Raw genomic sequence first — 18,796 nt, 5'->3', positions numbered from 1 at the left:
GGGCGGGGGCGGGCGCGGGCGCTGGCGCAGGGATCGGCGCTGGTGCAGCGACCGGAGCTGGCGCGGGCGCCGGCGCCACCACGGGCGCGGCCGGTGCCGGCTCGGGGGCCGGCGCAGGTGCGGGTGCAGGTGAGGGAGCAGGCGCTTCCGCTGCCGGCTTCGACCCGAACCAGCTCGACGGCGAGAACACCGAGCGTGCCGGTGCGGGTTCCGCGGCCGGGGCGGGCGCGGGTTCGGCGGTCGGCGGCGGGGCCGGTGTCACCGGGGCATCGGCAGGTGGTTTTTTCTTGAAGAAACTGAACATCGGGAGCTTTTTACAATCCGACCCATTCTATGAAACACCTCTCGCCACGCCGCGCTGCGTCTGGTGCGGTGCTGGCCCTGGCGCTTTCGGCGCTGTGGACCGTGCCCGCGCAGGCCCAGTCCACCCCCGCTCCCGCCGCGTCGACCCCTGCCGCCGCGGCCCCGGGCCCCCAGCAATTCACCCTCGCCAACGGCATGACCGTGATCGTGCAGACCGACCGGCGCTCGCCGACGGCGGTGCAGATGGTCTGGGTGCGGGTCGGCTCCATGGACGAGGTCGACGGCACCACGGGCGTGGCGCACGTGCTGGAGCACATGCTGTTCAAGGGCACGAAGAGCGTGCCGGCCGGCGAGTTCTCGCGCCGCGTGGCGGCGCTGGGCGGCCAGGAAAACGCCTTCACCATGCGCGACGCCACCGGCTACTACCAGCAGATCCCGGTCGGCAGCCTCGAACAGGTGATGAAGCTCGAATCGGACCGCTTCGCCAACAACCAGTGGCCCGACGACGAGTTCAAGCGCGAGATCGAGGTGGTCAAGGAAGAGCGCCGCCTGCGCACCGACGACCAGCCGCGCGCCCTGCTCGGCGAGCAGCAGAGCGCGGCCGTCTTCACCGCGTCGCCGTACCGCCGACCGGTGGTGGGCTGGATGAGCGACCTCGAATCGATGACGCCCGCCGATGCGCGCGCCTTCTTCCAGCGCTGGTACGTGCCGGCCAACGCCGTGCTCGTGGTGGCCGGCGACGTCGACGTGGCGCGCGTGCGCGCGCTGGCAGAGAAGTACTACGGCAGCATCCCCGCACGCGCCGTGCCGGAGCGCAAGCCGCGCACCGAGCCCACGCAGCGCGGCATCCGCCGCCTCGAATTCAAGGCCCCGGCCGAGCAGGCGTACGTGTCGCTCGCCTTCCGCGTGCCGCAGCTCACGAACATCGACGACGCCAACAGCGACGCCTGGGCGCTGGTGGTGCTCTCGGCCGTGCTCGACGGCTACGCCGGCGCGCGGCTCGACCGCGCCCTCACGCAGGGCCCCGGCCGCGTGGCCGATTCGGCCGGCGCGTACGCGGGCTTCATCGGCCGCGGTCCGCAGTTGTTCATGCTCGACGGCGTGCCGGCCGCCGGCAAGACCGCCGAGACGGTCGAGGCCGCGCTGCGCGCCCAGGTGGCGCGCGTGGCGAAAGAGGGCGTCGGCGAGGCCGAGCTGGCTCGCGTCAAGACGCAGTGGGTGGCGAGCGAGACCTACAAGCGCGATTCGGTGATGGCGCAGGCACGCGAACTCGGCAGCAACTGGATCCAGGGCCTGCCGCTGGACGCCAGCGAGCGCATCGTCGCCCGGCTGCAGGCCGTGACGGCGGCGCAGGTACAGGCCGTGGCCGCCAAGTATTTCGGCGACGACCAGCTCACGGTCGCCACGCTGCGGCCCCTGCCGCCCGAACCCAAGCGCGGCCGCGGCTTCGCCGCCCCTGCTGGCGAGATGCGCTGAAAGCACCGGATTCCCTCATGAAGAACCTCCACAAGATTGCAAGCACCGCCCTCCTGGCGGGCATCACCGCGCTGTTCGGCATGGGCAGCGCGCAGGCCGCGCTGCCCATCCAGCACTGGACGCTGGCCAACGGCGCCAAGGTGTACCTGGTGTCGACCAACGCATTGCCGATCGTCGACGTGCAGATCGACTTCGACGCCGGCAGCCGGCGCGATCCGGCCGCGCAGGCCGGGCTGGCCAGCACCAGTGCCGCCATGGTCGAGAAGGGCGTGCGCGCCGGGCGCAACGGCGAGCCCGCGCTCGACCAGAATGCGCTGGGCGAGGCTTGGGCCGACCTGGGCGCCAGCTTCGACGTGAGCGCCGGCACCGACCGCACCAGCTACACGCTGCGCACGCTGTCCGACCCGGCGCTGCTGACCAAGGCCGTGGCCCTGGCCGCGCGCGAGATCGGCGAGCCCTCGTTCCCCGACGACATCTGGCCGCGCGAGCGCGAGCGCATCAACGCCGCCATCAAGGAAGCCAACACCAAGCCCGCCACCGTCGTCGGCCGCGCCTTCGCGCAGGCCGTGTACGGCACGCATCCCTACGGCCAGGAAGTGACCGAAGCCACGCTGGCGCGCATCGACACCGCCGCCATGCGCCAGCGCTACGAGCAGCTGATCCTGCCGTGCCGCGCCAAGCTCAGCATCGTGGGCGCGGTCACGCGCGCCGAGGCCGAGGCGCTCGCGACCACGCTGCTGTCGCGCCTGCCCAGCCCCGCCGCCTGCGCACCGCTGCCGGCCATCGCGCCGGTGGTGGCGCTCACGGCGCCGAAGGACGAGCGCATTGCGTTCGACTCGGCGCAGGCCCATGTCTTCATCGGCCAGCCCGGCTACCCGCGGCAGGACCCGGACCACTTCGCGCTCACGCTCGGCAACTACGTGCTCGGCGGCGGCGGCTTTGTCTCGCGGCTGACCGAAGAGGTGCGCGAGAAGCGCGGCCTGGCCTACAGCGTGTACAGCGGCTTTGCGCCGGGGCTCGACGCGGGCGCCTTCCGCATTGGCTTCCAGACCCGGCCCGACCAGGCCGAGGCGGCGACGAAGGTCTCGCGCGACGTGCTCGCGAAGTTCGTGGCCGAAGGCCCGACCGAGAAGGAGCTGAAGGCCGCCAAGGACAACCTGATCGGCGGCTTCCCGCTGCTGCTGGACAGCAACCGCAAGCTGATCGGCAACGTCGCCAACATCGCCTGGTACGGCCTGCCGCTGGACTACCTCGACACCTGGACCGCGCGCATGAACGCGGTCACGGCCGCCGACATCCAGGCCGCGTTCGCCCGCAAGCTGCAGCCGCAGCGCATGGTGACGGTGGTGGTGGGCGGCAAGCAGGCCGCCGCGGCGCAGTAAGAAGAAAAGAAAAGCTCAGGCCAGCGCGTGCGGCCCGCTGCGCGCGGCCTCGCGCACCGCGGCGCCGAGCTGCGCCAGCAGGCGCGGCGCCGCGCGGGCGTGCTGCCAGTACAGCGGCACCGGCAGCGTCGCGCCGGGCACCAGTTCCACCAGCGTGCCGTCGCGCAGCGCATCGGCCACCATGCTGGTCGGGTGCATGCCCCAGCCGATGCCGCGGCAGGCCGCCTCCACGAAGGCGGCGGGCGAGGGCACCCAGTGGCGCGGCGTCTCCACGTTGCGGTGGCAGATGCGGCGCACCCAGCGCGCCTGCAGCCGGTCCTTGCGGTCGAACACCAGGTTCGGCGCGGCGGCCAGCGTGCGCGCGCCCACGCCCTTGGCGAAATGGCGTTCCACGAAACCGGGGCTCGCGGCTGCCACGTAGTGCACCGTGCCCAGCGCTTCGCTGTTGCAGCCCGTGACCGGCTGGGCCAGCGCGGTCACGGCCGCCAGCACGGCGCCGCTGCGCAGCCGCTCGGCCGTGTGGTCCTGGTCGTCGGCCGTGAGGTCGAGCAGGGCGTCGGGCGCCTGCGCGGCGAAGGCGGCGGCGCCCGCCATGAACCAGGTCGCGAGGCTGTCGGCGTTGACCGCCACCCGCACCGTGACCCGCTCGTGCGCCTCGCCGCTGCCCATGCCCAGCGCGGGCAGGGCCTCGCGCAGCTCGTGCTCCAGCATGCCCACGCGCTCGACGTGCCGGCACAGCTGCAGGCCGGCCTCGGTCGCCACGCAGGGCTGGCCGCGCACCAGCAGCGCGCCGCCCGTGCGTTCCTCGAGCAGCTTCACGCGCTGCGACACCGCCGAGGGCGTGACGTGCAGCGCGCGGGCAGCGCGCTCGAAACTGCCTTCGCGCACCACGGCGGCAAGGGCGTGCAGGGCGGCGTAGTCGAGCATGGTCGTGAATGAAGTAAAACTGAATCGGCGTTAGAAAGTTTAGTTTGATTGAATCCACTGCGGACGGCAAGCTCGGACCATGACCGCCGTTCACGCCTCCACCGCTTTCCTCAACGGGCTCTTCATGAGCCTGGTGCTCATCGTCGCCATCGGCGCCCAGAACGCCTACGTGCTGCGCCAGGGCTTGCGCCGCGAGCACGTGAGCGCGGTGGTGCTGTTCTGCGCCGTCTGCGACGCGGTGCTGGTCGCCGCCGGCGTGGCCGGCATGGCGCAGGCACTGAAGGGGCGGCCGATGCTGGCGACGCTGCTCGCGGGCTTCGGCGCGGCCTTTCTCTGCGGCTACGGCCTGCGCGCGCTGTGGCGCTCGCGCCAGCCGGGCGCGTTGCAGACGGTGTCGCAGGGCGCCTCGCGCTCGCGCGCCGCGGTGGTCGCGCAGGCCGCCGGCTTCACGCTGCTGAACCCGCACGTCTACCTGGACACCGTGCTGCTCGTGGGCACGGCCGGGGCGCAGTACCCGGGCCTGCTCAAGGCCTGGTTCGTGGTCGGGTCGACGCTGGCCAGCGTGCTGTGGTTCACCGCGCTGGGCTTCGGCGCGCGGCTGCTGGCGCCGGTGTTCGCACGGCCGCGCGCCTGGCAGATGCTCGATGCGCTCATCGGCGGCACGATGCTCGTGCTGGCGGTGCTGCTGGCGCGTCGCGCGTTCATGGGCTACTGAGTGAAGGGGGGCCAACCGCGGCGTTAAGCTCGCCGCATGCCCCAGAAGCCCCCGAAGAAGAACGCCGCCGCGCCCGTCTCGCGCGCCCCCGCCGCCAAGCGCCCGTCGCGGCCCAGCGAAGTCCGCATCATCGGCGGCGAATGGAAGCGCACCCGCCTGGCCGTGGCCGACAAGCCCGGCCTGCGCCCCACGCCCGACCGCGTGCGCGAAACGCTGTTCAACTGGCTCGCGAGCCTGGCTGGCGTGGGCGGCGGTGCGCTGCCGGGCTGGCACTGCATCGACGCCTTCGCGGGCACCGGCGCGCTCGGCCTCGAAGCCGCCTCTCGCGGTGCGGCCCACGTGCTGCTGTGCGAGCAGGACGCCGCGCTGGTCGCCCAGCTGCAGGCCGCCAAGGCCAAGCTCTCGGCCGAGGCCGTGCGCGTGGAGCGCGGCAACGGCGTCACCGCGCTCGAACGCGCGGCGGCGGGCAGCCTGCAGGCGGTGTTTCTCGATCCGCCCTTCGACAACCTCGCGCTGTACGAGCCGGCCCTGCGCGCCGCCGCGCGCGCGCTGCACGCCGACGGCGCGATCTACCTCGAGGCGCCGCGTCGCTGGGCCACCGAGGAGCTCGCCGCGCTGGGCCTGGCCGAATTCCGCTACCTGAAGGCCGGCGCCGTGCATGCCCATCTGCTGCGCCGCGCCGTGTCCGTGCCTGCATAATCCGCCGGACAAGCCGCACCGGCAGCATGAGGAAGAAGCAACCATGGCCAGCAACGTGATCGCGGTTTATCCCGGCACTTTCGACCCCATCACCCTCGGTCACGAGGACGTGGTGCGGCGTGCAACCCAACTCTTCTCCAAGGTGATCGTCGCCGTCGCGGCGGGCCACCACAAGAAGGCGCTGTTCACGCTCTCCGAGCGCATGGACATGGCCCGCGAGGCCGTGAAGCCCTACAGCGACCAGGTGACGGTCGAGAGCTTCTCGGGCCTGCTGCGCGACTTTGTCGTCGCGCGCGGCGGCAAGGCCATGGTGCGCGGCCTGCGCGCCGTGACCGACTTCGACTACGAGTTCCAGCTCGCCGGCATGAACCGTTCGCTGATGCCCGACGTCGAGACCGTCTTCCTGACCCCGAGCGACAAGTACCAGTTCATCTCCAGCACCTTCGTGCGCGAGATCGCCATGCTCGGCGGCGAGGTCAACAAGTTCGTCTCGCCGAACGTCGAGCAGCAGCTCACGGCCAAGGTTCGCAGCCTCGGCCGTGAATAGGCACTCCCCCAGTCTTCGCGCACTTCGTGTCGCTTCGCCAACCCCCTCGCCGGGGGCAACACCAGCGGCCCGGCAAAGCCGGTTCCGCGGTGTTCCGCGAAGAGACTTGCGGCTCGCCGCAGCGAGTGTCGTGAGGTGAACAACACCCCCTTGCCCCGCCTGCATCCGCTGGGCGATGCGGCGCTGGTGTGCGACCTGCCCGCGCCCGCCACGCTGGCGCAGCAGCAGCGCATCTGGGCGCTGGCCGCCGAGGTGCTGGCCTGGCCCGGCGTCGGCGAAGCGCTGCCGGGCATGAACAACCTCACGCTGACCTTCGACCCGACCGCCGTGGCGTTCGAGGAACTCGCGGCGCGCGTGCTCCAGGCCTGGCCGGGGCTCGCGGCCCATGCCGCCGAGGGTCGGCGCATCGAGATTCCCGTGGCCTACGGCGGCGAGCACGGTCCCGACCTGGCCGACGTGGCGGCCCACACCGGGCTGTCGGCGGCCGAGGTGGTGCGACGCCACAGCGGCGGCGACTACGTGGTCTACCTGCTCGGCTTCCTGCCGGGCTTCGCCTTCATGGGCGGGCTGGCGCCCGAACTCGCGACACCGCGCCGCGCCGAACCGCGCACCGCCGTGCCGGCGCGCTCGGTCGGCATCGGCGGCGAGCAGACGGGCATCTATCCGCTGGTGTCGCCGGGCGGCTGGCAGCTCATCGGGCGCACGCCGCTCGAGCTGTTCGACCCGTCGGCCGAGTCGCCCACCTTGCTGCGTCCGGGCGACCGCGTGCGCTTCGTCGTCGAAAGCCTGCAGACATGATCCTCGTGCGCAAACCCGGCGTGCATGCCTCGGTGCAGGACCTCGGACGGCCCGGCCTGCGCCAGCTCGGCATCTGCCCGGGCGGTGCGCTCGACATGCTCGCGCTCACGCTGGCGAACCGGCTGGCCGGCAACGCCGACGCGGCGGCGGGCATCGAATTCACCATGGGCGGCTGCGAGCTGCAGTTCGAAGTCGACACCCGCATCGCGCTCACCGGCGACGACTTCGGCGCCACGCTCGACGGCGTGCCGCTGTGGCCCTGCTGGAGCGTGCCGGTGCGTGCCGGCCAGACCTTGCGCCTGGCCGGCGCCAACGCGCCCGGCGCGCCGAAGGCCGGCCTGCGCAGCTGGCTCGCGGTGGCCGGTGGCATCGACGTGGCGCCCGTGCTCGGCTCGCGCAGCACCGACCTCAAGGCCGGCTTCGGCGGTCACGAGGGCCGCGCGCTGCGCAAGGGCGACCGGCTCGCGCTGGGCGCTTCGCGCCTCGGTGCCGACCAGAGCGCGCGCCGTCCCTTCGGCCTGCGCGCGCCCGACTGGGGCACGGCCGAGCCCGACGGCGCGCTCGCGCTGCGCGTGCTGCCCGGCCCCGAGTTCGACCTGTTCACGCCCGACGCGCAGGCGCTGCTGTGGAACGAGCGCTGGCGCATCACGCCGCAAAGCAACCGCATGGGCAGCCGGCTCGCCGGCGCCGAGCTGCAGCGCAAGGCGGGCGGCGACATGCTCTCGTCGGGCGTGATCCCCGGCACGATCCAGGTGCCGCCTTCGGGCCAGCCGATCATCCTCATGGGCGACGCGCAGACCACCGGCGGCTACCCGCGCATCGGCGTGGTGATCCGCGCCGACTTGTGGAAGCTCGCGCAGGCGCCGCTGGGCGGCCGGCTGCGGCTGGTGCGCACCGACCTGTCGCACGCGCTCGCGGCCTGGGCCGGGCAGCAGCGCTACCTGGCGCAGGTGGCGCAGGGGCTCGCCGCGGCGGGCTGGCCCGGCGCGGCCTAGACTGTTGGCTGAAGCAGGTGGCTCCCGCACCTGCCCCCGAGACGGAGAACACCCCATGCAGATCGACCTGAACGCCGACCTCGGCGAAGGCGCCGGCAGCGACGAAGCGCTGCTCGGCCTCGTGAGTTCCGCCAACATCGCCTGCGGCTGGCACGCGGGCGACGCCAGGACCATGCAGCAGTGCGTGCGCTGGGCCATGGCCCACGGCGTGGCGATCGGCGCGCACCCGAGCTTTCCCGACCGCGAGAACTTCGGCCGCAGCACCATGCACCTGCCGCCCGAGGAGATCGTGGCGAACGTGCTCTACCAGGTCGGCGCGCTGGCCGCGATCGTCAAGGCCGAGGGCGGCCGGCTCGCGCACGTGAAGCCGCACGGCCAGCTCTACAACCAGGCGGTGAAAGAGCCCGAACTCGCCGAGGCGCTGTGCGAGGCGGTGCGCCGCTTCGACCCTTCGCTCAAGTTCTTCGGCCTGGCCGGCAGCAACATGATCGACGCGGCCCGCCGTGCCGGCCTGCAGCCTGTGGAAGAGGTGTTCGCCGACCGCGGCTACATGCCCGACGGCAGCCTCGTGCCGCGCAGCCAGCCCGGCGCGCTCATCGAGAGCGAAGAGCAGTCGCTGGCGCAAACCCTGTCGCTGGTGCGCGACCACCGCGTGGTCGCCATCGACGGCAGCACCGTGCCCGTCAACGCCCAGAGCGTGTGCCTGCACGGCGACGGCGCGCATGCGCTGGCCTTCGCGCGGCGCATCCGCGAGCGGCTGCAGCAGGAAGGCATCGACGTTCGCGCGATGGCCTGAACAGGATGCCGACGAAGCGCGCTTCTCCCACGGTCCTGCTGACGGGCTTCGAGCCCTTCGAGCAGGAGCTGCTCAACCCGTCGTGGGAAGCGGTGCGCACGCTCGACGGCTGGCAGTGCGGCCGCGCCACCGTGCATGCGCGCCTCGTGCCCTGTGTCTTCGGCGAGGCGCTCGCCGCGCTCGACCGCGCGATGGACGAGCTCCAGCCGACGCTGGTGATCTGCATCGGCCAGGCCGGTGGCCGCGCCGAGTTCACGCCGGAGCGCATCGCGATCAACGTCGACGACGCCCGCGTGCCCGACAACCTCGGCCGCCAGCCGATCGACGTGCCCGTGGTGCCCGGGGCGCCGGCGGCCTACTTCTCGAGCCTGCCGGTGAAGGCCATCGTGCGCGAACTGCGCGCGGGCGGCGTGCCGGCCTCGGTGTCGAACAGCGCAGGCACCTTCGTGTGCAACCACCTCTTCTACGGGCTGATGCATCGCATCGCGACGCACGCGGCGGCGAAGGGCGTGCGCGGCGGCTTCATCCACATTCCCTACCTGCCCGCGCAGGCGGCGCGTTTTCCGGGCGCGCCGAGCATGGCGCTCGAGACGCTGGTCGATGCGCTGCGCATCACCGTGAAGACCGCGCTGGCGGTGAAGCAGGACGTCGCGGAAACCGGCGGCCAGCTGCACTGACCGGGGTTCTCAAGCGCTGGGGAAGTGCTTGCCCAGCCAGGCGTTGAGCGCCGTGTTGACGAAGGCGGGTTTTTCCATCGTCAGCATGTGGCCGCACTGCGGCACCCACACCACCTCGGCGCGCGGCAGCAGCGCCGCCATCTCGCGGGTGCATTCGGGCGGCGCGAGGCGGTCGTCGTCGCCGCACATCAGCAGCACCGGCGCGCGCAGCAGGGCCAGGTGCGTGCGTGCGTCGGGGCGGCGCATCACGGCGTGGTTCTGGCGGATGAGCTGGGCCGCGCCGGCGCCGAGCACGATGTCCAGGTAGCGCTGCACCAGCGCCGGGTTGGCGGCCTGCGCGGGATGGAAGGCGAAGGCGACATTGGGCTCGATGATCTCGCGCACCTCGCCGCGCTCGAACCATTCGATGGCGCCTTCGCGCAGCGCGAACATGTCGGGCGTCTCGGGCCGCGCGCTGGTGCCCAGCAGCATCAACCCGGCGATGCGCTCGGGCGCCTGGCGCGCCGCCTCCATCGCGACCATGCCGCCCATTGAGGCGCCGCACAGCACCAGCGGGCCGTCGTGCTCGCGCAGCACGGCGCTGGCCATGCCTTCGATGGTGTCGTGGCGCGTCTGGACGTCGCTCACGCGGGCGCCGAAGGCGGCGGGAAGTGCGGGCAACTGGGCCTCCCAGAGGCGTTCGTCGCAGGCAAGGCCGGGCAGCAGGACAAGATGGGGCATGGGCCGATTTTGCGCGATCGGACGCGCCCGGCGCACGGCCCGTACGCGGTGGCGACCGTGCAACAACGGGTTGGCACGAAGCCGCCGTGTCATGCACTCGGGGGACAATGCATGCAATGTCCACCACCACCCCCGACTCCGCCCCCACCGACCTCATCCTGATCCGCCACGGCGAAACCGCCTGGAACCGCGAGCTGCGCTTCCAGGGCCACGCGGACGTCCCGCTCAACGACATCGGCCACGAGCAGGCGCGCCGCCTCGGCCTGCGGCTGGCGGGCGAGACGGCACGGCACCTCATCAGCAGCGACCTCATGCGCGCCCAGCAGACCGCGGCGCCCGCGGCGCAGCAGCTCGCGCTGCCGGTCGTCACCTCGGTGGCGCTGCGCGAGCAGCACTTCGGCGTGGTCGAGGGCATGCGGGCCGACGAGATCCAGAGCCAGCATCCGCGCGCCTGGGAAGAGTGGCTGGAGTTCCGCGAAGACCACGCCATGCCGCAGGGCGAGAGCGCGCGCGAGTTCCATGCGCGCGTGATCGGCGCGCTCGGCGCCGTCGCCGCCGCGCACCGCGGCCAGCGCCTGATCGTCGTCACGCACGGCGGCGTGCTCGACATGGTGTGGCGCACCGCGCGCGGCCTGAGCCTCAGCGGCCCGCGCCAGAGCGAGATCCCGAACGCGGGCTTCAACCGCATCCGCATCGCCGACCCGGCCGCGCCGGACGCCATCGAGATCGTCGAGTGGGCCGACACGCGCCACCTCGCCGACCTGCCGCCGCAGCCGACCTACGACCAGCGGCGGCACCTCAAGAAGGACTGATCTTCCGGATCAAGCCGGGCAGCTTCCCGGCTTCGGCGTGCGCAGCAGCGGCACGCCGGCGCCCACGCCCGTGGGCTGGCCGCCGTCCACCGCGAGGCGACCGTTCACCAGCACCGTGACCACGCCCTCGGACAGCAGCGTCGGCTGCGTGTAGGTGGCCTTGGCCGCAAAGCGCTTCGGATCGAACACCACCACGTCGGCGTGGTAGCCGGGGCGCAGGTGGCCGCGCTGCACGAGGCCCAGCGTGTCGGCTGTGAACGAGGTGCTGCTGCGGATGAACTGCGCCAGCGAGATCGCGCGCTCCTTCACCACGTACTGGTCGTACTTGCGCGCGAAGGTGCCGTAGGCGCGCGGATGGCCCAGCGACGAATCGGACGAGGTCATGACCCAGGGCCGTTTCATGAAGGCGCGCACGTCGTCGTCGCTCATGTTGAACGAGGCGATCATCAGGTCGCCGTCGCGCAGCACGGCGATGGCGGCGTCGACCGGGTCGGCATTCGACGCCTTGGCCACGTCGGCCAGCGTCTTGCCCACGTACTTGGTGCTGCCGGCCGAGAACAGGATGGCCTCGGGCCCGCCGCGCAGGCGCAGGTTCTCGCGCATGTCCTTGCGCAGGCGCTCCTGCTGCGCCGCGTCGTCGAAGCGCTGCAGCGTGGCCGCGCGGCCGCCCTCGTTGGCCCAGGGCGGCAGCAGCGCGGCCGAGAAGCGCGTGCTCGACGCGGTCCAGGGGTAGTGGTCGGCCGTGATGTCCAGGCCCGCGGCGCGCTCCTTCTCGATGCGCCGGATGATGTCGCCGCTCTGGCCCTGCACCGCCACGCCCAGCGCCTTGATGTGCGCCACATGCACCGGCAGCTTCGCCTCGTGGCCGATGCGGATCACCTCGTCGATCGAGCCCTTGAGGCCCACGTTGTACATGGCCTCGTCGCGGATGTGGCTGTCGTACAGGCCGCCGTGTGCGGCCGCCACCTTCGCCAGTTCGATGACCTCCTCGGTCTTCGAGAAATTCTGCGGCGGGTAGAACAGGCCCGTCGACAGCCCGAGCGCACCGTCGCACATCGCGCGGGCCAGGTGCTGCTTCATCGTGTCCATCTGCGCGGGCGTGGGGGCGCGGTTGGCCTCGCCGAGCTGGCTGATGCGCAGCGGCCCGAAGCCCGCGTACATCGCGACGTTGGTGCCGACCGGCACGGCGCGCAGCTTCTGCGTCTGCGCCGCGATGTCGTAGCCGCCGAAGCCGTCGTTGCCGATCACGGCCGTGGTCACGCCCTGCGTGAGAAAGGGAATGTTCAGGCGCTTGCGCGCGTCGCTCGAGAGCAGGTCGGCGTCGGCGTGCGTGTGGGCGTCGATGAAGCCGGGCGCCACCACGAGGCCGGTGGCGTCGATGGTGCGCCGTGCGCTGAACTGCGCCGGCATGGCGCGGCCCGCGAACACGATGCGGTCGCCCGCGATGCCGACGTCGCCGACCACGGGCGTGTCGCTGTCGCCCGTGTAGATCGTGCCGCCGCGCAGCAGCAGCTCGAGTGCGACGGGGGCTTCAGCGGCGGTGGTGTGGAAGGGCGAGGCGAGGGCCGCGAGTACGGCCAGCGTGACGAGGGAGCGCTGCATGGGCGAACGGGAAGAGAGCGGGAGGAGCGGCCAGTTTAGGAGTCGCTCCCGCGCAGCCGTTAATTCCTTTTGCGGCACGCCCCATGACCGGAAGGCATGGGTGGTGCCGCGCGCCGCTCAGCGCGCCGTGAGCTGCCCGAGTCCCAGCCGCGCGTAGACCGCGTCGGTCTGCCGCCGCAGCCGCAGCGATTCGGGCTGGCCGTTGAGCTGCTGCTGCAGCAGGCCTTGCGCGCCCGCGAGCGCGGACTCGGTGCCGGTGCGCACCAGCGCGTCGAGGTACAGCTGCTCGAACAGGTCGCGCTGCGCGTGGCTGCCGCCGATCTCGATCATGCGCGGCAGCGCGACGCCCAGGCCTTCGACCGCGCCCGCCACGTCGCCGCGCGCATGGGCCACGAGGCCGCGCGCGGCCGGCACGCACACGCGCTGCCACGCGGCGCGCGTGGACGTCGGTGCGACGGGCGCGAAGGCCTCGATGTTGTGCAGCAGCACTTCGGCTTCGGGCCGGCCGGCGCGCGCCAGGCCGTAGAGGTACTGCAGGTCGAGAAAGGGCAGCACATGGTCGGCCTGGCGCTGCCGCAGGTGGTCGGCCACGTCGTCCCAGCGCGCACCGACGTCGATGCCCGCCAGCTCGAGCCGCGCGAGCAGCGACACGGCGCCGATCTGGTCCTGCGAATAGTCCTTCACCACGCCCCAGGCGTGCTCGTCGTACACCGCGAGCGCTTCGGCGTCGCGGCCCAGGTCGATGAGGAACAGCGCCACGTGCCACCAGTTGTGCGTGACCATGAAGGAGTTGAGCCCGGTCCAGGTGTCGCTCACGCCCTGCATGAACGCCAGCCCCTCGGCCAGCCGGCCTTCGGTGAGCATCACGTGCGCCAGCGCATGGTGCGCCCAGGGCTCCTTGCGGCACAGGCCGATGGCACGGCGCGCGCTGGCCTCGGCCTCGCGCAGCAGGTGGCACTGCTCGTAGCCGAAGGCCGCCATGCCGTGCACGTACGGCACCTCGGCCGCGGCCGGCAGCGCCGCGAGCGCGAGCCGCAGCATGCCGGGGCAGTCGCCGGTGTTGAAGCAGTGGTACTGGCCCAGCTTCACCGACACCAGGTCGCGCGGATGCTCGCGCGCCTGCTCGGCATGCAGCGCGATGGCGTGCGCGATGTCGCCGTCGGCCCAGGCCTGGACGGCGGCGATGTAGCGCTGCTCGCGCGGCGTGGCGCGCGCCGCACCGGCGCGGGCCTTGTCGAGGAAGGGCTGCGCGTTGGCCGCGGCCTCGCGCGATTCGGCGAACAGGTGCAGCGTCGCGCAATAGGCCTGCACGATCGGGCCGGCATCGCGTTCTGCCAGCGCCAGCAGGTTCACGGCGCGCGCCTCGGTCGAGAGAAAGCCCATAACGAAGTCGTCGACCAAGGCGAGGCTGGCGGCGTCGTCGAGCGTGAGCGGATTGCCGAGGCTGTCGGTGGTGTGCGGGGTTCCGTGGGAGGGCATGGCGGCATGGTGCCACGCCCCCGGCGTCTTTCAAGTCCCTGTGAGACGCCCTAGACACCCGCTTGCTGGTGGCGGTACTCCTGCGTCTGGCCGCCGTAGCCGTAGGCCGCGGCGCGCGCGTCGATCACGTGGACGTATGAGACCTCGTGCAGGTCGGGCCGCAGCCGCGCCATGGCCGCGTGCACCTCGCGCAGGTAGCGCGCCTTCTCGGCCTTGGTGTTGGTCTCGTCGGTCACGCTGATGTCCAGGTGGAAGGCCGACTTGCCGAGCTCGGCCAGCGACTTGCCGCCGATGAACCAGCTGTCGGCGGCGATGTACTGCACCGTGACGGCGATGACCGGCAGCGCCTTGCCCAGCACGCTCTGTGTGAGCTCGGCGACCGTGTCGACGGTCTTGCGGGTGAGGGCGGCGTCAGGCTGGCCGGAGAGGTGGACGACGATGTGGGGCATGGTGGACTCCTTTGGGGGTGAAGAACGGGTGGTCGATGGGGTGATTGTGGGCGTCGCCTCGCCATCGGAAAAGCGGGAAGATATGATGGAATCCATCGGATCAGCGAATGGATAGGCAGGCACCATGCAAGGCTTCGACCTCGAACAGTTGCGCACCCTGGTGGCGGTGGCCGACGCCGGCAGCCTCACGGCCGCGGCGCCGCGCGTGTACCTGTCGCAGTCGTCGGTGAGCGAGCAGATCCGCAAGCTCGAGGAGCGCGCCGGCCAGTCGCTGCTGACCCGCAGCAAGGCCGGCGTGGCACCCACCGAGGCGGGCCTGCGGCTGCTGGGGCATGCGCGGCGCATCCTCGCGCTGAGCGACGAGGCCTTTCGCGACCTGCGCGGCGAAACCCTGCAGGGCGAGCTGCGGCTGGCCGTGACCGACTACTTCCGCCCCGGCGACCTCACCCGCCTGCTGGGCCGGCTCGGCGAGCGCTATCCGCAGGTGCGGCTGCACGTGACCATCCTGAAGAGCGACGCGCTGCGCACCGCCTATGCGCACGGCGATTTCGACGTGGGCCTGGCCATGAACATCGCGGGAGCCAATGCAGTCGCGGCGGGCAGCGGCGCCGTGCTGCGGCGCGAATCGCTGGCCTGGCTCGGCGCGACCGGCCTGCGCCTCGTGCGCGGTGAGCCGGTGCGGCTGCTGGCGCTGCCCGACACCTGCTCGCTGCACCAGTTCACCGTGTCCCTGCTGCGCCGCCGCCGCGTGCCCTACGTGCTGGCGCACGTGGCGTCGGGGGTGGCGGGCCTGCAGTCGGCCTTGGCCGCGGGCCTGGGCGTGGCCTGCCTCAACGAATCGGCGATCGGCGAGGGCATCACGCGGCTGGCCACGCCGCATGGGCTGCCGGCGCTGCCCCGCGTGGCGTTCCAGTGGCTGCCTGCGCGGCGGGGCGAGACCGCGTTCGTGACGCGGGCGCGGGAGATGCTGTCGTTGCAGCTGGCCTGAAGGCCGTGCTCAGAGCTGCGGCCAGGGCCGCTGCACTTCCCGGATCTGCTCGAACGCGCGCGCCACGCGCAGCACGCCGAGGTCGTCGAAGCGTTGTCCCGCGATCTGCAACCCGATCGGCAAACCGCCGGCCGAGTACCCGCAGTTCACCGACGCCGCCGGCTGCTCCGACATGTTGAACGGCACGGTGAAGCCGATGTGTTCCAGCGGCCGCAGCGGGTCGTTGGTGGGCGAGGGCGCCTCGGCCGCCGCCGGCATGTTGGGCGACACCGGCGAGATCACGTAGTCGAAGCGGGCGCAGGCGTTCACCGTGGTGACGCGCGTCGCGTGGAACTGGCTGAAGCTGCGGAACACATGCTCGCCGCTGAACTCGGCGGCGCTCTCGGCCCATTCGCGGATGTAGGGCAGCACCTTGGCGCGCTGGTCGGGGCGCAGGGCCTTCAGGTCCACGAGCGAGCGCATGCGCCACAAATGGTCCATGCCGTCGAGCAGGGCCTGCGACATGAAGGGCTGCATGGGCTCGACGGTGGCGCCGGCCTTTTCGAACAGGCGCGCCGCCAGCTCGACCGCGGCCTGGATCTCGGGTTCGACTGCGAGGCCGCAGCCGGCGTCCAGCAGCAGCCCGATGCGCAGGCCGCGCAGGTGGTCGGGCGCGACGTCGAACGCGGCCCAGTCGATGTCCTGCGCGGGCAGGCTCATGCTGTCGCGCGCGTCGGGCCGGGCCAGCGCCTGCATCATGAGCGCGGCGTCGCCGACGGTGCGCGTCATGGGGCCGGCGGCGCGGCCCATGTAGGGCGGATCGATCGGGATGCGTCCCAGGCTGGGCTTGAGCGTGAAGATGCCGCACCAGCTGGCGGGCAGCCGCAGCGAGCCGCCGATGTCGGTGCCCAGGTGCAGCGGGCCGTAGCCTGCGGCGGCAGCCGCGCCGGCGCCGGCACTGGAACCGCCCGGCGTGCGGCGCAGGTCCCAGGGGTTGCGCGCCAGCGTGTGAAAGCTCGACAGCCCCGACGACAGCATGCCGTAGTCGGGCATGGTGGTCTTGCTGACGATGACGGCGCCGGCCTCCTTCAGCCGCGCGGCCGGCGGGGCGTCGGCGGCGGCGGGCATGAGGTCGACGGCGGCCGTGCCCGCGGGCAGCGGGTCGCCGCGCGTGGCGATGTTTTCCTTGATGGTGGTCGGCACGCCGTCGAGCGGGCCGCGCGCGTCGCCGCGTTGCCAGCGCTGCTCCGAGGCACGCGCCTGCTCCAGCGCGGCCTCGGGCCGGAACAGCCACGTGGCCTGCAGCCGGGGCTCGCAGTGCTCGATGCGCGCGATGACGGCGCGCGTCACCTCGACCGGCGACAGGCGCTTCTCGCGGTAGGCCGCAGAGAGCTCCTGCGCCGACAGGTCGCTCAACAAAGGCAGGGAAGGGTCAGGCACTGCGGGGCTCATCCCCACGACAGGGCCGACAGGTCGTTCACGAAGATCGGGTTCTCTTTCCAGAGGCCCTTGACGTTCTTCTTGGCCACGGTCGGGAACTGCGGCTGGTAGAGGAAGCCGTTGGCCGCGTCGGTGGCCAGCAGCTTCTGCGCCTCGCCCAGCAGCTTGTTGCGCTCGGCCGCGTTGCCGGTGGACTTGATCTTGTCGAACAGCGTGTCGAAGGCCTTCGACTGGTAGCCCCAGTAGTAGTCGGGCTTGGCGTAGTTGCCGAGGTCGAAGGGCTCGACGTGCGAAATGATCGACAGGTCGTAGTCCTTGTTGCCGTAGGTGCCGCTGAGCCACTGCGCCCACTCGACGTTCTGGATCTTCACGGTGATGCCGATCTTGGCGAGCTGCGCCACGATGACTTCGCCGCCCTGGCGCGCGTACGGCGGCGGGGGCAGGGTCATGCGCAGTTCGAGCGGGGTCTTCACGCCGGCTTCGGCCAGCAGCTTCTTGGCCTTCTCGATGTCGAAGGGGTTGATGCCCGTGGTGTCGATGTAGCCCGCGGCACCCGGCACATAGTGGCTGCCGATCGGCACGCCCAGGCCGTCGGCCGCGCCCTCGATGAAGGCCTTGCGGTCGATGGCCGCGAGGATGGCGCGGCGCACGCGCACGTCGTCGAGCGGCTTCTTCTTGTTGTTGATCGAGAGGATGGTCTTGGCGCGCGAACCGGCCAGGATGGTCTGGAACTGCGGGTTGTTGCGGAACTGCGGCACGGCGCGCGTGCCGATGCGCGTGAACACGTCCACGTCGCCCGAGAGCACGGCGGCGGCCTGCGCGGCGGTGTCCGAGATGAAGCGGAAAGTGACCTTGTTGATCTTGGCGACGGCGGGGGCGCGGAAGCCCTCCCACTTGCTCAGCGTGATCGACGAACCCTTGGCCCAGTTGTCCAGCTTGTAGGGGCCGGTGCCGATCGGCTTGGTGGCGTTGCCCTCGGCGCTCTTGGGCTCGACGATGGCGGCCGTGGCCTGGCCCAGCACGAAGGGCAGGTCGGGGTCGATCTCCTTGTTGATGACCACGACCGTGTGCTCGTCGACCACCTGCGTGGCGAGGTTGGCGAAGGTGCGCTTGTCCTTGTTGGTGCTCTTCTCGCCGCCGGCGCGGTCGAACGCGAACTTGACGGTGGAGGCGTTGAAGGGCTCCCCGTTCTGGAACTTGACGCCCTTGCGCAGCTTGAAGGTGTAGGTCTTCAGGTCGGGCGAGATTTCCCAGCTCTCGGCCAGCAGCGGCGTGACGCTGCCGTCGACGTTGATCTTGGTCAGCGTTTCCAGGATGTTGTACTGCACGACCTCGGCGATGGCGGCGGCGGCGCCGGTGGTCGGGTCCAGGCCCGGCGGCTCCAGGGCCATGCCGATCACGATGGCGTCCTTGCGGCCCTGCGCCATGCCGGCCAGCGGGGTGGCCAGGGCGACGGTGGCGCCGGCGGTGGTAAGGAGGGTGCGACGGTTCAACATACGGGGTGATCTCCGGAAAACGGTCAGTGTCGAATGACTGCTTCGGCGCGCACCGTGCCCCAGGGGGAAGCGCAGCGCCACGAAAGAAAGACACACAGCACGAAAGATGCCACGTGCAGCGAATCATTCTCTCGCAGCAGGCCCTCCGGTGCGCGCCGGCGCGGGCGGTATTTCCTCGGGACGTTCCCGGATGGGCGAGCGATCTTGCGCGAAGCCCACCGCTTGCGCCACCAGATGCTCATGACCGATGTGTCCGAGGCCGCGCCCCGGCGTTCAGGCCGCGCGCAGCGTGCCGCCGGGCGGTGTGTGCAGCACCGCCGACAGCAGGGTGCGGGTGTACGGATGCTGCGCGTGATGGAACAGCTCGGCCGGCGGCCCCTGCTCCACGATCTGGCCCTTGAACACCACGCACACCTCGTCGCACAGGTGGTTGACCACGGCGAGGTCGTGGCTGATGAGCAGGTAGCTGATGCCGAACTGCTGCTGCAGGTCCTGCATGAGGTTGAGCACCTGGGC

The 18,796-nt window shown here is 71.7% G+C and carries 19 protein-coding genes and 1 pseudogene; 11 read left to right on the top strand and 9 right to left on the bottom strand.

Annotation, left to right across the window (positions count from 1 at the left end):
* Window positions 1-304, bottom strand: a pseudogene (locus AC07YS_RS30600) (signal recognition particle-docking protein FtsY); the annotation flags it as partial.
* Between the two features lie 29 nt (window positions 305-333).
* Here AC07YS_RS30600 and AC07YS_RS30595 point away from each other — a divergent pair.
* Window positions 334-1,779 (top strand): M16 family metallopeptidase, encoded by a 1,446-nt coding sequence (locus tag AC07YS_RS30595; RefSeq protein ID WP_495273827.1) that lies wholly within the window; start codon window positions 334-336, stop codon window positions 1,777-1,779.
* Window positions 1,780-1,796: 17 nt separating this feature from the next.
* Window positions 1,797-3,161: a M16 family metallopeptidase gene (locus AC07YS_RS30590; RefSeq protein WP_307589394.1), complete on the top strand. Its 1,365-nt coding sequence runs from the start codon at window positions 1,797-1,799 to the stop codon at window positions 3,159-3,161.
* Between the two features lie 15 nt (window positions 3,162-3,176).
* Here the strand turns inward: AC07YS_RS30590 and AC07YS_RS30585 are convergent, their stop codons facing one another.
* Window positions 3,177-4,088, bottom strand: a complete 912-nt coding sequence (locus AC07YS_RS30585) for a LysR family transcriptional regulator ArgP (RefSeq protein ID WP_062481446.1) — start codon at window positions 4,086-4,088, stop codon at window positions 3,177-3,179.
* Window positions 4,089-4,167: 79 nt separating this feature from the next.
* On the opposite strand from AC07YS_RS30585, the gene AC07YS_RS30580 reads away from it, so the two are divergent.
* The 7 genes from AC07YS_RS30580 to pcp all read left to right on the top strand — a co-directional run bounded on the left by AC07YS_RS30580 (window position 4,168) and on the right by pcp (window position 9,315).
* On the top strand, window positions 4,168-4,803 hold the full coding sequence (locus tag AC07YS_RS30580) for a LysE/ArgO family amino acid transporter (RefSeq protein ID WP_070061979.1): 636 nt from the start codon (window positions 4,168-4,170) through the stop codon (window positions 4,801-4,803).
* Between the two features lie 36 nt (window positions 4,804-4,839).
* Window positions 4,840-5,502 (top strand): RsmD family RNA methyltransferase, encoded by a 663-nt coding sequence (locus AC07YS_RS30575; RefSeq protein ID WP_495270295.1) that lies wholly within the window; start codon window positions 4,840-4,842, stop codon window positions 5,500-5,502.
* Between the two features lie 43 nt (window positions 5,503-5,545).
* On the top strand, window positions 5,546-6,049 hold the full coding sequence (gene coaD / locus AC07YS_RS30570; RefSeq protein WP_062481439.1) for a pantetheine-phosphate adenylyltransferase: 504 nt from the start codon (window positions 5,546-5,548) through the stop codon (window positions 6,047-6,049).
* 150 nt (window positions 6,050-6,199) lie between these two features.
* On the top strand, window positions 6,200-6,847 hold the full coding sequence (pxpB, locus tag AC07YS_RS30565) for a 5-oxoprolinase subunit PxpB (protein WP_070062022.1): 648 nt from the start codon (window positions 6,200-6,202) through the stop codon (window positions 6,845-6,847).
* Window positions 6,844-7,842, top strand: coding sequence for a 5-oxoprolinase subunit C family protein (locus AC07YS_RS30560; protein WP_495270296.1), 999 nt, complete (start codon window positions 6,844-6,846; stop codon window positions 7,840-7,842). The genes pxpB and AC07YS_RS30560 overlap by 4 nt, the downstream gene beginning before the upstream one ends.
* A gap of 55 nt (window positions 7,843-7,897) precedes the next feature.
* Window positions 7,898-8,638, top strand: a complete 741-nt coding sequence (gene pxpA, locus AC07YS_RS30555; protein WP_070061982.1) for a 5-oxoprolinase subunit PxpA — start codon at window positions 7,898-7,900, stop codon at window positions 8,636-8,638.
* Between the two features lie 5 nt (window positions 8,639-8,643).
* Window positions 8,644-9,315, top strand: a complete 672-nt coding sequence (pcp, locus tag AC07YS_RS30550; protein ID WP_495270297.1) for a pyroglutamyl-peptidase I — start codon at window positions 8,644-8,646, stop codon at window positions 9,313-9,315.
* 9 nt (window positions 9,316-9,324) lie between these two features.
* Here the strand turns inward: pcp and AC07YS_RS30545 are convergent, their stop codons facing one another.
* The gene (locus AC07YS_RS30545) at window positions 9,325-10,035 is read right to left on the bottom strand and encodes an alpha/beta fold hydrolase (RefSeq protein WP_174543705.1); all 711 of its coding nucleotides are present in this window, start codon (window positions 10,033-10,035) and stop codon (window positions 9,325-9,327) included.
* Between the two features lie 116 nt (window positions 10,036-10,151).
* On the opposite strand from AC07YS_RS30545, the gene AC07YS_RS30540 reads away from it, so the two are divergent.
* Complete coding sequence (locus AC07YS_RS30540; protein WP_139706433.1) at window positions 10,152-10,847, top strand: histidine phosphatase family protein; 696 nt, start codon at window positions 10,152-10,154, stop codon at window positions 10,845-10,847.
* 9 nt (window positions 10,848-10,856) lie between these two features.
* Here the strand turns inward: AC07YS_RS30540 and AC07YS_RS30535 are convergent, their stop codons facing one another.
* The 3 genes from AC07YS_RS30535 to AC07YS_RS30525 all read right to left on the bottom strand — a co-directional run bounded on the left by AC07YS_RS30535 (window position 10,857) and on the right by AC07YS_RS30525 (window position 14,377).
* Window positions 10,857-12,449 carry an N-acyl-D-amino-acid deacylase family protein gene (locus AC07YS_RS30535; protein WP_495270311.1) on the bottom strand — a complete coding sequence of 531 codons (1,593 nt, stop codon included), beginning with the start codon at window positions 12,447-12,449 and terminating at the stop codon, window positions 10,857-10,859.
* Window positions 12,450-12,566: 117 nt separating this feature from the next.
* Complete coding sequence (locus tag AC07YS_RS30530; RefSeq protein WP_495270312.1) at window positions 12,567-13,928, bottom strand: tetratricopeptide repeat protein; 1,362 nt, start codon at window positions 13,926-13,928, stop codon at window positions 12,567-12,569.
* Between the two features lie 50 nt (window positions 13,929-13,978).
* A complete protein-coding gene (locus tag AC07YS_RS30525; protein ID WP_095949164.1) occupies window positions 13,979-14,377 on the bottom strand; it encodes a tautomerase family protein in 399 nt (132 codons plus the stop codon).
* A 124-nt stretch (window positions 14,378-14,501) separates the two neighbouring features.
* Here AC07YS_RS30525 and AC07YS_RS30520 point away from each other — a divergent pair, with 124 nt between their 5' ends.
* Window positions 14,502-15,365 (top strand): LysR family transcriptional regulator, encoded by an 864-nt coding sequence (locus tag AC07YS_RS30520; protein ID WP_495270313.1) that lies wholly within the window; start codon window positions 14,502-14,504, stop codon window positions 15,363-15,365.
* A gap of 9 nt (window positions 15,366-15,374) precedes the next feature.
* Here the strand turns inward: AC07YS_RS30520 and AC07YS_RS30515 are convergent, their stop codons facing one another.
* The 3 genes from AC07YS_RS30515 to AC07YS_RS30505 all read right to left on the bottom strand — a co-directional run.
* Window positions 15,375-16,769 (bottom strand): amidase, encoded by a 1,395-nt coding sequence (locus AC07YS_RS30515; protein WP_495270316.1) that lies wholly within the window; start codon window positions 16,767-16,769, stop codon window positions 15,375-15,377.
* A 23-nt stretch (window positions 16,770-16,792) separates the two neighbouring features.
* Window positions 16,793-18,280, bottom strand: a complete 1,488-nt coding sequence (locus tag AC07YS_RS30510; RefSeq protein ID WP_495270314.1) for an ABC transporter substrate-binding protein — start codon at window positions 18,278-18,280, stop codon at window positions 16,793-16,795.
* Between the two features lie 273 nt (window positions 18,281-18,553).
* On the bottom strand, window positions 18,554-18,796 hold a 243-nt coding region (locus AC07YS_RS30505), incomplete at its 5' end, for an ABC transporter ATP-binding protein (protein WP_495270315.1).

It is taken from the genome of Variovorax sp. GW458-11-26-14-LB1 (genome assembly GCF_059423965.1).
This window is presented reverse-complemented; position numbering and strand designations above follow the sequence as displayed.

Bases quoted from the DNA above. Each gene is read 5' to 3' on its own strand.
- AC07YS_RS30575 (WP_495270295.1), top strand. From the start codon at position 4,840: ATGCCCCAGAAGCCCCCGAAGAAGAACGCCGCCGCGCCCGTCTCGCGC.
- coaD (WP_062481439.1), top strand. From the start codon at position 5,546: ATGGCCAGCAACGTGATCGCGGTTTATCCCGGCACTTTCGACCCCATC.
- AC07YS_RS30560 (WP_495270296.1), top strand. From the start codon at position 6,844: ATGATCCTCGTGCGCAAACCCGGCGTGCATGCCTCGGTGCAGGACCTC.
- pxpA (WP_070061982.1), top strand. From the start codon at position 7,898: ATGCAGATCGACCTGAACGCCGACCTCGGCGAAGGCGCCGGCAGCGAC.
- AC07YS_RS30530 (WP_495270312.1), bottom strand. From the start codon at position 13,928: ATGCCCTCCCACGGAACCCCGCACACCACCGACAGCCTCGGCAATCCG.
- AC07YS_RS30545 (WP_174543705.1), bottom strand. From the start codon at position 10,035: ATGCCCCATCTTGTCCTGCTGCCCGGCCTTGCCTGCGACGAACGCCTC.
- AC07YS_RS30595 (WP_495273827.1), top strand. From the start codon at position 334: ATGAAACACCTCTCGCCACGCCGCGCTGCGTCTGGTGCGGTGCTGGCC.
- AC07YS_RS30510 (WP_495270314.1), bottom strand. From the start codon at position 18,280: ATGTTGAACCGTCGCACCCTCCTTACCACCGCCGGCGCCACCGTCGCC.
- AC07YS_RS30590 (WP_307589394.1), top strand. From the start codon at position 1,797: ATGAAGAACCTCCACAAGATTGCAAGCACCGCCCTCCTGGCGGGCATC.
- AC07YS_RS30585 (WP_062481446.1), bottom strand. From the start codon at position 4,088: ATGCTCGACTACGCCGCCCTGCACGCCCTTGCCGCCGTGGTGCGCGAA.
- AC07YS_RS30540 (WP_139706433.1), top strand. From the start codon at position 10,152: ATGTCCACCACCACCCCCGACTCCGCCCCCACCGACCTCATCCTGATC.
- AC07YS_RS30525 (WP_095949164.1), bottom strand. From the start codon at position 14,377: ATGCCCCACATCGTCGTCCACCTCTCCGGCCAGCCTGACGCCGCCCTC.
- AC07YS_RS30535 (WP_495270311.1), bottom strand. From the start codon at position 12,449: ATGCAGCGCTCCCTCGTCACGCTGGCCGTACTCGCGGCCCTCGCCTCG.
- pcp (WP_495270297.1), top strand. From the start codon at position 8,644: ATGCCGACGAAGCGCGCTTCTCCCACGGTCCTGCTGACGGGCTTCGAG.
- AC07YS_RS30520 (WP_495270313.1), top strand. From the start codon at position 14,502: ATGCAAGGCTTCGACCTCGAACAGTTGCGCACCCTGGTGGCGGTGGCC.
- AC07YS_RS30580 (WP_070061979.1), top strand. From the start codon at position 4,168: ATGACCGCCGTTCACGCCTCCACCGCTTTCCTCAACGGGCTCTTCATG.